At 46.0% G+C, this 15616-nt stretch carries 9 protein-coding genes; all 9 read right to left on the bottom strand.

The genetic code is table 11. The features are described from left to right. Positions 1-137: 137 nt before the first annotated feature. The 9 genes from PRIO_RS08345 to PRIO_RS08305 all read right to left on the bottom strand — a co-directional run bounded on the left by PRIO_RS08345 (position 138) and on the right by PRIO_RS08305 (position 15416). Positions 138-2417, bottom strand: coding sequence for a GH32 C-terminal domain-containing protein (locus tag PRIO_RS08345; protein ID WP_020434233.1), 2280 nt, complete (start codon positions 2415-2417; stop codon positions 138-140). Next, positions 2414-4891, bottom strand: coding sequence for a PfkB family carbohydrate kinase (locus PRIO_RS34730; protein ID WP_082118080.1), 2478 nt, complete (start codon positions 4889-4891; stop codon positions 2414-2416). The genes PRIO_RS08345 and PRIO_RS34730 overlap by 4 nt, the downstream gene beginning before the upstream one ends. A gap of 102 nt (positions 4892-4993) precedes the next feature. Next, positions 4994-6649 (bottom strand): ABC transporter substrate-binding protein, encoded by a 1656-nt coding sequence (locus tag PRIO_RS08335; RefSeq protein WP_020434230.1) that lies wholly within the window; start codon positions 6647-6649, stop codon positions 4994-4996. A 117-nt stretch (positions 6650-6766) separates the two neighbouring features. Continuing rightward, positions 6767-7651, bottom strand: coding sequence for a carbohydrate ABC transporter permease (locus tag PRIO_RS08330; protein ID WP_046501857.1), 885 nt, complete (start codon positions 7649-7651; stop codon positions 6767-6769). A 36-nt stretch (positions 7652-7687) separates the two neighbouring features. Next, positions 7688-8584, bottom strand: a complete 897-nt coding sequence (locus PRIO_RS08325; protein WP_039833081.1) for an ABC transporter permease — start codon at positions 8582-8584, stop codon at positions 7688-7690. Between the two features lie 372 nt (positions 8585-8956). After that, positions 8957-12727, bottom strand: coding sequence for a GH32 C-terminal domain-containing protein (locus PRIO_RS37185; RefSeq protein WP_046506588.1), 3771 nt, complete (start codon positions 12725-12727; stop codon positions 8957-8959). 40 nt (positions 12728-12767) lie between these two features. Continuing rightward, positions 12768-13046, bottom strand: a complete 279-nt coding sequence (locus PRIO_RS08315; RefSeq protein ID WP_046501851.1) for a hypothetical protein — start codon at positions 13044-13046, stop codon at positions 12768-12770. Between the two features lie 201 nt (positions 13047-13247). Continuing rightward, a complete protein-coding gene (locus tag PRIO_RS08310; protein ID WP_020434224.1) occupies positions 13248-14252 on the bottom strand; it encodes a LacI family DNA-binding transcriptional regulator in 1005 nt (334 codons plus the stop codon). A 150-nt stretch (positions 14253-14402) separates the two neighbouring features. Then, a complete protein-coding gene (locus tag PRIO_RS08305) occupies positions 14403-15416 on the bottom strand; it encodes a hypothetical protein (protein WP_046501847.1) in 1014 nt (337 codons plus the stop codon). Between the last annotated feature and the right edge of the window lie 200 nt (positions 15417-15616).

Raw genomic sequence — 15616 nt, 5'->3', positions numbered from 1 at the left:
GGTCTCTTTATACAAGGATGCATAGTCATGAAGTAAGAGAGGCGTGAATAGAGCGTTTCCATTTCGAGGAGTACTATACTTGGCTTAGATAGTTACATTACCCATATGGTATAGTAAGGAGCGCCTAGGCGCTCCTGCTACCAAATGGACTGCATTTCCCAAATCTCCATGGATTTAACCAACAGTTCCCCGGTTCCCCAGATTTCAAGACCCAAAGCATCCTTACGGCCCGGATACACCCGCGTCGTCAGGCTTTTTAGTCCGTTGGCATAGGCTTCGACCATGGAGCGGTCCAAATAGATGTGCAGCTTCAGATTTTCTCCTAGCAGCTCCAGTTTACCGCCCTGAATCCCACTGCATTTTTCTCCCGGATGTTGCGTTGTTTTCGTCCGGTCCACCAAGAACATAGCTTCATTTACATCATAATACAGCAGGGTTTCTTCTTCCCCATCCGGTGATCTCCGGATTTTGATTCCGCATTGTGCAGCACTTTCCGGCTCAATCTCCAGTTGAATCTCCAGCATGTCGCCTTGTACATCCTTCAGCAGCACATTAGCTTCAGCCAATGACTTGTCGCGGAACGATAACCGTTTGGGGCCGCGCAGCGATTGAAGTTCCTGAATCGGCTCGATTCCCAGCCGTCCATCCTCCCGCAAATACACGCTTAGCGGCAAGCCGCCGTTATGAGCCCAACCCGATTGGTATTCCAGCTCGGACGTCCGGTCCCCTTGGGCAATCGTAAAGATGATATTTCTGCCCGTCTTCGGATCAACCATTCCGCTTGGACCGGTAAAATGGAAGTCGCCGACATCTATCAATTGAGGTTCCTCTTGATCCGGTATAAATGATAGCCCGTGCTTGTCAAACTGACCGATCCAATAGAAAACCTCAACATCGGCGCCTGCTCCCACAGGGCTGACCAGCAGGAGATGTTTGCTCACACCTTGTTTGTCGCTGCCAAGAGGAAGAAATACAGGGAGCTCCCAAATGGGTCCAAGATAGGGGAACTTCTGAATATCCGCTTCAAAAAATGGTCCTTTATACGTCCAATTCAGCATATCCTCTGACGCAAACGCCAGCGCTGCTCCGCCTCCGCCTTCGATCCCTGACCCGACCAGGGCATACCAGCCGTCCTCATCCTTCCACACGAACGGGTCCCGGAAATCTCCGAATGCCCCTATTCCCTTTTGCTGTACAATGAGCGGCTCCGGATGTTTGGTCCACCTAACCAGATCAGAATCCCCGTCTTCGGAATATGTGCTTCTGGCGAGCGCCACGCTCTGATTCGGTGAAGCACTGTCATTCCCCGCCGTAAAGAACAGGACGGGCAGGCCGTCTGCATCATAGGTCGCGCTTCCCGACCAAATTCCGTCCGGTGCGAGCTGATCCTTCTCAGGTGCCAAGGCTATAGGAAGATCACGCCAATGCACCAGGTCCTCGCTTACCCAATGTCCCCAATGGATATGATGAAAGTACGGACCTTGCGGGTTATGCTGATAGAACAAATGATATTGCCCGTTAAAATAGATCGGCGCATGGGGTTCGTTCATCCAATGGGCCGGCGGGCTGACATGATATTGCGGTCTGTGCCGGTCCGCCAGCAAGGGAGTCCGATCCAGCTTGATCTCATCATAGCTGACTTGCGGCCGGGCGCCTTCATGTGTGGATTCCAGCACCTCCTGATAAGAAGCAGTCACTTCCTCATTACTCAGGGCGCGGTTATAAATCTTCAGCTCATCCATGATTCCGCTGAACATGTGAAGACTGAACACTTCCGCCAGCAGGGTGCTGTGGTTATTCCTGCCGATGAGCAGCTCCGTGTCTACCGCCTCAGCCAGGCGGGAACCGCGGGGCACAGCAGCCGAAGCAATTACGCTGCCGTTCAGAAACAGCTTGATTTCTCCTTGATTCCCGTCGAACACGGCATTTACGTATGACCACTCATTTTTGGGTAATTCATAGCCTTCAGGGGACCAAAGCTCCTTCCATTCTCCTCCCTCCAGTCCGACTTGGAAGGACCAGGAGCCGTGACGAAACATCCCAAGGAGGTATCCCTGCTTGGCATCCTTATTGTGTCGGTTCACGATGGCGGCCAGCTTGCCTTCATGTCCCCATTCGTAGGTGCGCGGAGCAACCCATACCCCGATACTGAGAGCTGATAGCGACTCTGGCTCAGCATTCGGATCTTCCTGATTCGCCGGATGGGCAATATAAGTCGAGTAACCGTCGAACAGAAGCCCGCTTCCCGTTACTCCCCTTCTCCACTGCGGAGAACATGGTTCGGTGAACTCCGCCTGGTTAAACACATACTGAATATCATCCTTGACTTGGGATATGCTCTCCATAGCGTTTGCTCCGGTTCCTTCATCAAAAGCCCAATACATGATTAGCCCGTTATTATCGATTATTCCGCTCATACATGAACCCTCCTTGATATCTGCCCTATGCTGCCATGGAGCATATGAATGGAATGAAGCGTATGGATATGAAGGGAATGAAGCTCAGCCTTTCCTGTCTCTGCGCCTATCCAGACAGTATCGATTGGTTCATCCGGGAAAATTTGATCAGTCAGCGCAACCAGTCCTTCATTCGCGAACACTTCAACCACACTGCGGTCCAGCCAGATACGCAGTTTAATGCTCCCGTTCTCTGGAGCTAATCTGGCACCATGCTTGCATGCAAATGACGGATTGAAATCAGTCAGACCAGAGTTTGACCGGTCGATAAACAACCACTCGCGCTCAGGGTCATAACCGATAATCGTCTCACTCTGCCCGGAAGACCTCAACTTGATTTGAACTTCGTCTCCGGAGCGGATATCAAGGTCTACCTCAATCTCCAGCAGATCATCATTAGTCCCGTGAATAAACGGGGCCTCCCGTGTAACCGATACATCACTCCAGGAGAGCGACTCTTTCCGCAGCTGCTCTATCTCCTGAACAGGCATTTGAGATAGAACTACAGTCCCGTTCCGGCTGGTCAGGGACAGTACGCGGGGGAGGGTCATAGCGCCCCGCCAGGAACCGGTTGGTATCTGTCTGGCGTAGCTCCAGTTACTCATCCAGCCGATAATTACGCGCCGTCCGTCTTCCTCCGGAATATCCGACCAGGATACTGCCGCATAATTATCCCTTCCCTCATCCAGCCACAGCACCGTATCAGGAGTATTCTCATTTACAAATTTCCAGCCATCAAAGCTTCCAATGAAATATTGGGTTTTGGAGCCTTCCGGATAATCCGGATTGTCTCCGATACTTACGAGCAGTACCCATTTTTTCAGATTGGACCCATCGACGGATAACTCAAATAGATCCGGACATTCCCACACACCGTAATGTGAACCCTCCGACTTCCCGAATTCGCTGGCAAAATCCCAATCCTTCAAGTTAGCAGACCGATAAAAACGGATATGATCGCCGCACGCCAGCACCATTACCCAGACGCCGGCTACCTCCATCCAGAAGACTTTGGGATCACGAAAATCGGTGATTCCGGTATCGGACAGGACCGGATTTCCTGCGTAAAACGACCAGCTTCTGCCCTTGTCCTTACTGTATGCCAAGCTTTGGCGCTGCCGCGGTCTGTCTGAATCCGGGTAGATATCCGCATGGGTGAATATAGCCACCAAGCCGGACCCGCCATCAAAGAATCCGCTGGTATCCTTCCAATCCACCACTGCGCTTCCAGAGAAAATGGCACCGTTATGATCCGGATTCAAGGCTACAGGAAGTGTTTCCCAGTTCACCAAATCCTTGCTCACCGCATGCCCCCAGTGCATAGGACCCCATACGGTGCTTTCAGGATGGTGCTGGTACATCAAATGGTACTCTCCTTCAAAGTAGACCATTCCGTTCGGGTCATTCAGCCACATAGCCGGTGGTGAGTAATGGAATTGAGGCCTGTAGGATTCTTTGGAGTAATCCGTGCCGGCCGACTGAACTAATGCAGCAGCCTGCCGATAGGTTGGAATGGCCGGTATGGCTCCTTTTCGTGTCGTCACCAGTGCACCTACTGCATTAGCGAAGCTTACAATGGGAATCCAGTCCTGATCTCTGATCTGTTCGATACTGCATCCCCTCTCCAGCAGCTGATAGAGGAAACCGCCAAGGAACGCATCTCCCGCTCCGGTGGTGTCCACGGTATCTACTTTGTAACCGGGAACATCCGCCCATTTGGAGCCGGGACCGAACCGGACGAAGCACCCTTTTTCAGCCTTGGTCACCAGGACCACTTTCACCTTGAACTGGGTCTGAATTTGACGGGTACCCTCTTCCAAATCCGTGAGACCCGTAATAAACTCAAGTTCCTCTTCGGAAATTTTGACAATATCCGCAAGAGCAAGCCCTTCTTTGATCCTGATTTTCGCCTGCTCCAAATCCTGCCAAAGCGCAGGCCTCAGATTGGGGTCAAATGAAATCAGTGCTCCGTTTTCTTTCGCATGAATGCACGCTTTCAGGGTTGCGCTTGCCGAAGGCTCATGGGTCATCGATACGGAGCCGAAATGAAAGATTTTCGTCCCCTTGATCTGTTCCAGGTCTATATCATCCATTCCCAGAAGCATATCGGCACCAGGGTTACGGTAGAAGCTGAATGAACGGTCGCCGTCTTCTTTGAGATGGACAAAAGCCAGCGTTGTTTTAGCACGGCTTTCCTTCACCAAGCCCTTGGTATTCACACCATTTTCAAGCAAAATCCGAGTAAGATATTCTCCAAACTGGTCTTCACCGACCTTGCCGATAAATGCCGTGGATTTCCCAAGTTTGGCCAACACAACAACCACATTCGCAGGGGCTCCGCCGGGATTGCATTCAAACAGCTGCTCTCCCTTTTCAGACAAGCCTGCAGGAGTAAAATCAATCAGTACTTCTCCTATTGCTGTAATATCAACCATATGGTTCTCCACTCCTAGTCCATCATTTATATATAAAAACATATGTAGCAAGCCTGACTGAAGGCCTCTCATCCAGGCTTGCTACATCCTTACCATTTCAATTTATTTTAGGGCTGCGAGGTAACGGTCGTATCCGTCTTGGTATACCTTCATCAAATCATCCAAGCCCATATTTTTAAGCGAGGCCAGGTAATCGCTCCACTCGGAGTCAGAAACCCCCTTCAACATGAACTTGGCGCGCATGGAGTTGGTATAGGTTTGGATCTCCGGTTTCAGCTTATCGATAGTCTTCAACTCTTCTTCTGTGAAGAAGATATTCGGGTATTTCTCCTTCTGCATTTGCGGTACAAAAATATTTTTGATATCATCCAGTCTTTGCTGTGCCCGTGCTTCCGGAGGTGCAATCTTTTCGAAGTCTTCACCAGTGAATACTCCTCCTCCACCCAGTGATACCTTTTGACGGAACTCACCCGGATTGCTGATATCCGACTTCTGTACCAGCTTGCCATCTGCAGATTTCTCAAACCATTCGCCAATTGGGCCCCAACGGACTTCCGCGGTGGTTTCCGGTTTGTATATCAAATCCAGCCATGCGGCAACCAAGGCCGGATTTTTTGCTTCTTTCGTAATAACCGAACCGCCTCTGGAAAGTGCGGAACCATTGTTCCATTTGACAACCATATCTTTAAACGGAGGGACGATCGGATAATGTTTGTCACGTTCAGGTCCTACTACGTCCGTATGATCCCACCAGAGAAAAGAGCCAAGGGTTTCCTGCTCTGTCTTCCCTTTCGCATAATATTGCGTATATTCTTGAGTGAAGGATTCCTGATCTACAAGCCCCTCCCCGACCCATTTCGCAATCTCCCTTACAGCATCTTTATATCCATCTTGAATAGCTGCATAGGAAACCTTGCCGTCGTCCACATTTAAATGTTCAGCGTAGGCATTGTTGGCAGGCTGATAGGTTTTGTCCGGCACACCGAAGGCCCCGAATAGATAACCGATATCACCCGTCCAGAATGCATTGACGAAGGATAGCGGAATTTCATCTGCTTTTCCGTTGCCATTCGGATCTTTGGTTTTAAAGGCAACCAGTACATCATGATATTCTTGAAGGGTGGTTGGCATGGATAACCCTAGCTTTTTCAGCCAATCTTCATTTATATAGAGGAAATCAGGGTTGGCACCAATCTCTTCTTGACCCGTTCCCAGCTCCTCACCCGCAGGAAGGGAATAAATATTGCCGTCCGGGGCAGTAACCTCAGCTTTGATATCCGGTCTTTTGTCAAATAACGCTTTCAAGTTGGGCATATGTTTGTCAATCAAATCATTTAGAGGTATAATAGTGCCGTCCTTACCATATTTCATCAACTCTGTATCTGTGAACCCGGCTCCGAAGAACATTTCAGGCAAGTCGCCACTTGCTATCAGCAGATTCTTCTTCTCGTTGTAATCTGTCTCGACAATGGTATTCCAATCGATATGAACATTTGACATTTCCTCAAGTTTTTTAGCCATGGTCATTTCGTTATAATCGCTTGGCGCCAGCGGAGCTCTCCGGGCAACCACCTTTAAGGTGGTTTTTTCTTTTAGTGGAAACTGAATGGATGCATTGTCATCCGCTTGACTTCCGCTATTCTCTGTCTTCGCGCCTGCATTAGCATTGCTGTTGCTGTCATTGTTACCGTTGCATGCCGTAGCAAACACGGAAACGGCCATCATCACTGCCAAAAGACCTGCAGCTTTTTTGTTCATCCTTCTTAACCTCCCTGTTAAATCTGCTCATTTATACTTTCTTGATTCGGGATGATCCAGTCCCATTCCAATCCGGCTCCACAACACCTCCTTAACGGCGGTCTGACAAGTCAGGTCTTATCCTTTCACCGAACCCACCATGACCCCTTTAACAAAATATCTTTGCAGGAACGGGTATAAGGCTAGCAGCGGAACTGCGGAAACGATAATGACTCCGAACTTGATCAATTCTGTTACCCGCTGCTTGGCCAGCATGTTGTCAATGTCCATAAGCATATTCCCGGACGGTTGGCTTTGGATCAGAATGTTGCGCAGGACCAGTTGTAACGGAAACTTATCGCCATCACTCAAATAAATTAGTGCATCGAAGAATCCGTTCCATTGGCGCACGACTGCGAAGAGGACAAGAACTGCAATAATCGGTTTAGATAATGGAAGGACAATACTCCATAAATATCTGAGATTCTTTGCTCCATCAATGGCAGCGGCCTCTCTCAATTCATCAGGCAGCTCCTCGAAAAAGGTTTTTGCAATAATAATCAGGAAAGCATCCATTGCACCTGGGAGAATGACCGCCCACATCGAGTTCATCAAATGCAGATCTTTTACAACCAGATAAGTAGGAATAATGCCGCCGTTAAAGAACATCGTGATGATAAAAAAGGTCATAATAACATTTCTTCCATAAAAATCTTTCCTCGAAAGCGGATAAGCCGCCATAATGACGAGAGTTGTGCTGACAAATCCATTCAGCACCGCGTAGAGAATGGAATTTTTATAGCCGTTCCATATTGAACCGTCGCTGAAAATCCTTTTATATCCGTCAAAGGTTATATTTTGCGGCAGTAACCATACATCACCGGAATAAATCTTGTTAGGGTCACTTATAGAAGCGATCACTATAAAATACAAGGGATACAGAATCATTAAGGTGAAGCAGCCCAGAAACAAATAATTGATCATATCAAAGGCCAGATCGGATTTCGTTTTTCTCTTTAACATGGTTTCTCCCCTTCTTCTAACAGACGTTCTTTGCCCCTAAAACAAGCCCTTGCCGCTTATTTTCTTGGTAGTTTTATTCACAATGACCAGTAGGATCAGGTTTATCACTGAGTTAAACAGTCCAATTGCTGCCGAAAAACTGTATTCCGCCCGCTGAATCCCCACTTTGTATACGTAAGTCGGAATAATCTCGGATGTAGCGACATTCAAATCAGTCTGCATAAGGAACGCCTTTTCAAACCCAACGTTCATTAAATTACCAACAGCCATAATGAACAAAACAATAATGGTAGGAGCAATACCCGGTAAATCAATATGCCGGATCCGATGCCATTTGGATGCACCATCCATAACCGCTGCTTCATGCAAATGGGGGTCGATCCCTGCCAGGGCGGCCAGATAGATCACTGATGCAAATCCGGTTTCCTGCCATACGGATGAGAATATGTACAGAGGCCTGAACCATTTTTCCTCTCCCATGAACATAATCGGTTCGCCGCCGAAGGCGGTTACAATATGATTCACCAAGCCGCTGGTGGGGGACAGGAAGATGAACAGCATGCCGACCAATACGACGGTTGAAATGAAATACGGTGCGTAAATCGTAGTTTGAATGAACTTTTTCATCTTTTGCTGTCTCAATTGATTCAGCATAATTGCTACAATAATGGGAAAGGGAAAAGCTATAGCTAAATTGAGCAAGCTTAGTAAAAGGGTATTTCCTACGATTTGCTTGAAATTGTATGATTCAAAAAAACGTTGAAAATGCTCCAGCCCTACCCACTCACTGCCCCAGACCCCTTTGGAAGCTACAAAGTCTTTAAATGCGATTTGCACCCCATACATAGGCCAATATTTAAAAATCGTAAAATAGGCTACTGGGATCAAAATCAATAGGTACAATTCATAGTTCTTCTTCATTTTCCCGAGCATGCATTTTTTCCTCCATCTCCAAGGTAAACGATTACGTATTGATCAAGAGCTTTTATATCTAATTTTTGTAGGCTCTCCCTGCTACTCATTGTAAAGGCCGGCATATGCTCCGATTATATTATTTTTTAATAAAACACATTTGCCAAAATCCTTGTTGCAAAGCCAGGTAATCGTTTGCGTAATCGTTTTTATACACCTGATTTTATTCGTTTTTGATAGCGTTGTCAATAAATTTTCTTGCCCATGGAGCTCATCTTCCTTTGTTTTTAATTTGGGTTGTGAAATAAGAAAACGAACAGGGAAAGATTCCCTGCCCGTTTATCAACACTCCCTTAGCAGCTTATTGTTGCATAGAAGCTAACCAATGAACTGCTAGTCTGCTAGAACCGGCACGTTCACATCGTCCACATTAATATGCCCAAAACCGCCAGTTGCATTGTCCACAATCTTAATATAGCAAGTAGTCCCTACATAAGAAGCGGCGTTCCAAGTAATCCGGCTGTAGGCTTCGTTGCTGCTGCCTGTCGCTTTCATCAGCTCAGTACCGTCCGATGCCCGAACCAAAGCGACATATAAATGATTGATATCGTTCCCTCCGCCGACCAGGAAATCAATGGCTCCGCTGCCGCCAAGGGTAAATTCCGCAGATTTCAGTACACCTATCTGAGAATCTCCCCCGTCCTTAAATCCCCAAAGATGATACGCACCACTTTGATTAAAGGGCCCTCCCCAGCCCCAGTTCGTATCCGCCACAACATCCGCATCACTGAACGCATTGCCGCTTACAACCGTCCATCCGCTCAGGTTTCCGCTCTCGAAATCATGGTTTGTCAAACTGCCGATCTCCTGTGCAGCTTGAGTTGTTGCTGTGACACTGTTGCTTGCTGCCGAGATATTTCCCGCCGCATCCTTGGCTTTGACAGTATAGGTATAGGCAGTTTCTGCTGTTAGTCCGCTGTCTGTATAGGTGGTTGTAGTACTCGTAGCTACTTGTACCCCACCCCGGTAAATCAGGTAGCAGGTTACTCCCACATTATCCGTAGATGCCGTCCAACCCAGAGTAACGGAACTCGGGGTTATCCCGGTCGCTGCCAGATTCTTCGGTGCTGCCGGCGCTTCAGCATCAACCGTTCCGCCTTGGATGGGGACGATAAAATCATCAACATTGATATGACCCCAATCATCCGTTCGCTCATCGACAATTTTGATATACATGGGGGTGCCTATATATTGGGTAGCATCCCAGGATCTCTTCGTATACCCTTCCGTAACTCCTTTGATACTCGGCCAGTTCCAATAGCTTCCTGGTCCGCTGGATCGATAGAGCTCCTTGCCGTCTGAAGCACGAACAAAGGATACATACAATTTATCAATATCGGAACCGCCGCCGATCAGGAAGCTAACCTGACCATTACCCCCGAGTGTAAATTCATTAGATTTTAATACGCCTGTTGCCGCATTGCCCCCACTTAACTCCCCTAAAAGGTGGTAATTACCCGCGTGATTATACGGTTGGTTATTTCCGAACGTTGCTGCATTTGTGACTCCCGAATTGGAAAAAGCCGTTCCGCTTTCTATAATCCAGCCGTCTAAGTTACCGCTTTCAAATCCATTATTCGCAATATTTGCAGCCGGTGCAGCAACTATAGTAACAGTGCTCGAAGCTGCTTTTGCGCCGTCTCTTGTTTGGGCTGTAATCGTTGCACTGCCTGCGGATTTCCCGGTAACTACTCCATTAACCACCGATGCGACAGAGGTGTTGCTGGAGCTCCATATCACATCTTTATTCGTTGCGTTTGCTGGTGCAACATCAGCATTAAGCGTTTTTTTACCGCCTACTGCTACTTCCAGACTGGCAGGGCTGAGGCTGACCCCGTTGACTGCCACAGGAGTATATGCAGAATTCATTTCCCAAACCTTCAGTGACTTAACGACGATTGAGCCGGTGTTTGCATCTCCCCACAGTTGAAGGCCTTTTGCATCTGTCCTGGAAGAATAAGTACGTGTGGTAATGGATTTGAGTCCATTCAAATAAGATTCGGCCATAGATTTATCTAAGTACACGTGTAGTTTGACATTTTCACTGCCGATATCTATAGTACCCTTTTGGATGCCTTTATTTTGACCGGCAATGGTTTTCGTCCGGTCAACGCCATATTCTTTAGTACTGTTTTTGTAGTAAATTAATGTCTCTTCTTCGCTGTTAGGTGATTTTCGGATTTTGATTCCCACACTGTCAGCAGAACCGCGGCTCACTTCCATTTCAATCTCAACCGTATCGCTTTGCACGGAGGAAAGTGCAGTATTGGCAGCCGCAACACTCGTATCCGTTGTAATATTTACAAGTTGCTGGCCTCTTAAGGACTGCAGCTCGGAAATTGGATTGATCCCCAGCTTACCGTCCGGGCGCAGCGAAAGTTCTACAGGAAGCCCTGCATTATGCGCCCATCCGGCGTCGGACTCTTCCTGGGAGTTCCTTTCTCCCTGAGCAATGGTGAACATAATATTACGTCCTGTCTTAGGATCTTTAAATCCGCTTGGTCCTGTAAAATGAAAGTCTCCAAAATCCATTAATTGAGGTTTGGGGTCATCAGGTGTGAACTTTGCAGTACCAGCATTCCAAGTACCAATCCAATAGTACACCTCCACGTTTGCGCCGCTTCCGACCGGACTGATTGCCAGCAAATGCTTGCCGCTTCCCAGCGGCATCATCACCGGTAATTCCCATACGCCGCCTAATTCCGGATAAGCTGACGGATTGGCTTGATAGAGTGGGCCGCGATAGGTCCAGTTCATCAAATTGGGATCAGCTGTAGAATAGACGGCTGCAGATCCGCCCTGGCCCTCATAACCAGTTCCCACAAGCATATACCAGGATGAACCATCTTTGAACACATATGGGTCCCTGAATTCACCGAATTTCCCGTATTGTTGGGCAACGGCTAGTTTAGGCTCTTTTACCCATTTCTTCAAATCGTTATCCCCATCCGTCTGAACCGTACTGCGGGCAACACCCACATTTTGATTGCTGTTAAGATACGCTCTAGAATCATTGCCGGCAGTGAAGAGAAGGGTAGGATTCCCTGAATCATCAATCACTGCGCTTCCCGTCCAATCACCATCAGGATCTACCTGGAACAATTCCGGCGATAAAGCAGGCTGAACGTCTCTCCAATGCACCATGTCCCCGCTGATCCAGTGGCCCCACTGCATGTTATGCCAATAAGGTCCATGCTGGTTATTCTGATAGAACAAATGGTATTGTCCGTTATAATACAGAGGTGCATGAGGTTCATTCATCCAGTGACCTGGCGCTATAGCATGATAAGTGGGGCGGTAGCGGTCACCGTCATAGACGCTACGGTCAAAACTGAGGTTTGGCGTCGGCAAGTTTCCACCAAGTCCCGACATGTAGCTTTGATAAGAATCTTCGGCTTCATTATTTGTATAGGCTCCGTTGTATATTTTCACTTCATCGATGAGCCCGTTGAACATATTTAAGGGAAATACACCAAGTTGGGTACTCTGATTGTTTTTTCCGATCAAAAGCTGATTCCCTGAAGGTGTGATTGTGGAATTTGAAGGGATACTGCTCCTAGCCACTTGGCGTCCGTTAAGGAACAGTTTCATTGTGCCAGCCGCTCCGTCTACTGTAGCAATAATATGGGACCATTCATTTCTGGGAATAGGCTCATAAGACCAAACCTCATACCATTGCCCACCCGAGCCGACTTGAAACGACCAAGTTCCATGCCGGAACATTCCAAGAACAAACCCTTGCTTTCCGGATTTATCATGCTGGTTGACGATAGCTGAAAGAGTGCCGTTATCCCCCCATTCATAGGCTCTGGGAGCTACCCAGGCTTCAATCGTCATGCTTTGAGAAGGAGTGGTTATTGGAGGATGTGTGACCCAGTTCGAGTATCCGTCAAACAGCAAGGCCTTATCAGAAATTCCGTCATTACGCCAAACCGGGTCACTGGAAGGCTTGTAAACTGCATTATTGAAAACATAATTAATAGAATCATTTGAATTGCTGATGTTTTCTTTTGTCGTTTTTCCGCTTCCCTCATTAAAGTTCCATTCAGCAATTTTAGCAGGCGCAGCTTCGGCTTTTGGTGTATAGATTCCATAAGGCATCATTAATAAAATAGCAAGCACACTAACCATTACCCGTATCCCTTTAATATTTTTCACCACAAAACACCCTCCCACTTTTCACAAAATGTTCTCCTTCATACTTGGCAATGATCTTTAAATCGTCTCCCTTCCAGTAATTGAATTCACCGTAATAAATGACTATATAGAGTGAACTTAAGATATTTACATTAGGGACTTCGTCGGGACTACGGGGAATGTTTGGACTTCCGGCCGCTGTTGTCTGCAGATTTCTTGATTTGTACCGCTGTTCGCGGTGGAAATCCGCAGACAAAGGCGGACGCATTCGCTCCTCCAGTTCCAAACTTCCCCTCCATCCCTTTTCCCTTTTGTTCGTTTTTCGAGTTCACTCTATATATGCGGTATCTATCACCCCCCCTCAGATTAAATTGCAGCAAAGAAAACAACGTAATGTTAACGCTTACAAATACTTTATAAAAAAATATCCTGATAGCGAAATGAAGTAATCGTTTACGTAATCGATTACTTCGGCTTCAAAAAAAAGTCAGAGCGATTGTCTGACTAGAAAATTAGCTTTTAAGCGATGTTCCTCTTTTCCAGAAGTACCGTCCTCAATTCTCTGCAATATCACTTCCGCAGTTTTTACACCAAGCTGAAATGACGGCTGTTGAATAACGGTTAACGGCGGATGAGTGACCCGTGTCCACTGAACATCATCGAATCCAACAACGGCCAACTGGTCCGGTATACGAATCGAATGGTCCTGCAAATACGTCATGGCTCCCATTGCCATTACATTATCCGTCACAAAAATAGCTGTCGGCTTCTTCTCCAGCAAATCCCCCATCTTATTGTATCCGTTCTCAAAGCTCACCTCTTCAAAACAAATCAACGAATCATCCAGTTCAAGGCCTGCGTTCTTCAATGTTTCAGAATAACCCTCATACCGTTCAATCGTTGTTGTTACCGAAAGGGGACCGGATAAAAAGGCAATTTTTCGGTGGCCTTTGTCTAGAATCCTTTGTGTTGCTTCCTTAGTCACAGTTTTGTTGTCAATGAGAACGGAATCCCGCTCACAATGATTAGGCACCCTATCAATATAAACCACAGGATAATCTCCAAATAGCTGTTCGTAATCAGAATCCCGGCTGGCCGGAGCCACAATCAGTCCGTCAATCATTTGTGAATCAAACATACTGATTTCTTTGTTTTCCGCTTCAACATTATCACTGGAATCACTCAAAATAAGATGATAGCCCCTTTGTTTCAATACGCTTTGAACTCCGGCTGCTACCGACATAAAATAAAAGTTGGACGTCTCAGAAGCAAGGATCGGTGCAAGAAACGCAATAATATATGACCTGCGGCTGCGTAGTGAGCGGGCTACCGAATTGATTCGGAAGTTCAACTCATTCATTGCAAAGTGCACCTTCTGTTTCGTCTCATTGGACACAAACCGTGTCCCGTTAATGACGTGTGAAACCGTAGCCGTAGAAACATTAGCCCTCAGAGCGACATCTTTAATACTGACATTCTTTTTTTCTGTCATCTTAATTACACCTGTCTCGTTTCGCATTAAGCATCTCTGATACCCCAACTGATGTTTCCCCGTATTCATTGAAGTAAACGATTACTTACTATATAATATATTTTCACTAGAAGCTTTTGTCAAATATTATTGGGATATCCCGCCTTCTGATCACTCTATTGTTATATGTTGGATTAAAGCGTGAATCATCGCTAATTCGATGTTTTTTAATTTCATTATATTTTCAATTATAGCTTCGTATTTTTTATAAATTCCTTTCTCAGCGATACAATGGTTACAGTAAAGAACCAAGTTTCTAAGCTTAAAGGCTTCATTGATTAACAGGTCGGATTCCTTTTTTACGGTGGGACTGTTTGTACAGGCAGCAGCTAATGATAACAGCTTTTTATGTTCATACAGCAAATGGAACGGATGAATGGCAAATGGTTGCCCAACCATATTATTTTTCTGTTTCTCCAGCATTTCTGTCATCATGTCATATATTTCTAAGCCAAGATATCTATTATCTTTTCTTAGGATCGTCCGAACGTTGTTACTCATCCCAATATATTCTTTTAGAATATCCAATAAATCTTCTTGGGAAAAGTTTAGTACTGTTTCATAGTAAAATTCATTTGGTTCTTTATATTGGTTTGTTTTTTCAATTGCCCATACGCCATTTAAATAATCTGTGGACCACTCATTTTGAAAAGCTGAATCTCTTTTGAGTGTTATTTCACTAAAGGGAATCCATTTTTCGCCATATACCCCATTCCAAAAATCATGACATAGGAATTCTTTCCTGGACAAGTCAAAACCCGAGATAAACACCTCATGTGATCTTCCATCAGCAAACTCTCTAATAAAATATATATAGTTTTCGTTATTAATTAATTCCACTAAAAAATCGTGAAAATCCCATTTGCTAAGAATCATTTCTTTTTGATAGACTCTGGTAATTAACATTGGACACGTTGCTAATTTGAATTTATGCCAAGGATAATATTGGGAACAAAGGTCTAATCCATACCCTCCTTTTTCATCATGATGAAGAATTACCAATAAATAGTTATGAAAAATCCAGCTAAGCGACCGCTGATCCAAATCAAGTATTGAAAACAAATTTGCATGATGTGGGTAGGTCGTAATTAAAGGCTTATTTAAATTTAATATCTTTTTATTCATAACGGATGCTCCTCGTATCATTGTCATTTGAAGTTTTATTATTCCAAAAAGAGTAAACATCAGAGGCGTCATGGATGCAATTCAAACGGTAATTTTTGTAGCTGCTCATGGACTTCATTCTTCAGTTAAATTTGCCTCTCCCTTACAGTAATCACATATTTTCTTCAAAATAAAAAGCGAATCTCCCGGAAATAAGGTCA

It is taken from the genome of Paenibacillus riograndensis SBR5 (assembly GCF_000981585.1).
GTDB classification, from domain to species: domain Bacteria; phylum Bacillota; class Bacilli; order Paenibacillales; family Paenibacillaceae; genus Paenibacillus_AQ; species Paenibacillus_AQ riograndensis.
The sequence above is the reverse complement of the archived record's forward strand: the minus strand, read 5'-3'. Positions and strand labels throughout refer to the sequence as shown.

Bases quoted from the DNA above. Each gene is read 5' to 3' on its own strand.
- PRIO_RS08345 (WP_020434233.1), bottom strand. From the start codon at position 2,417: ATGAGCGGAATAATCGATAATAACGGGCTAATCATGTATTGGGCTTTT.
- PRIO_RS34730 (WP_082118080.1), bottom strand. From the start codon at position 4,891: ATGGTTGATATTACAGCAATAGGAGAAGTACTGATTGATTTTACTCCT.
- PRIO_RS08335 (WP_020434230.1), bottom strand. From the start codon at position 6,649: ATGAACAAAAAAGCTGCAGGTCTTTTGGCAGTGATGATGGCCGTTTCC.
- PRIO_RS08330 (WP_046501857.1), bottom strand. From the start codon at position 7,651: ATGTTAAAGAGAAAAACGAAATCCGATCTGGCCTTTGATATGATCAAT.
- PRIO_RS08325 (WP_039833081.1), bottom strand. From the start codon at position 8,584: ATGCTCGGGAAAATGAAGAAGAACTATGAATTGTACCTATTGATTTTG.
- PRIO_RS37185 (WP_046506588.1), bottom strand. From the start codon at position 12,727: ATGATGCCTTATGGAATCTATACACCAAAAGCCGAAGCTGCGCCTGCT.
- PRIO_RS08310 (WP_020434224.1), bottom strand. From the start codon at position 14,252: ATGACAGAAAAAAAGAATGTCAGTATTAAAGATGTCGCTCTGAGGGCT.
- PRIO_RS08305 (WP_046501847.1), bottom strand. From the start codon at position 15,416: ATGAATAAAAAGATATTAAATTTAAATAAGCCTTTAATTACGACCTAC.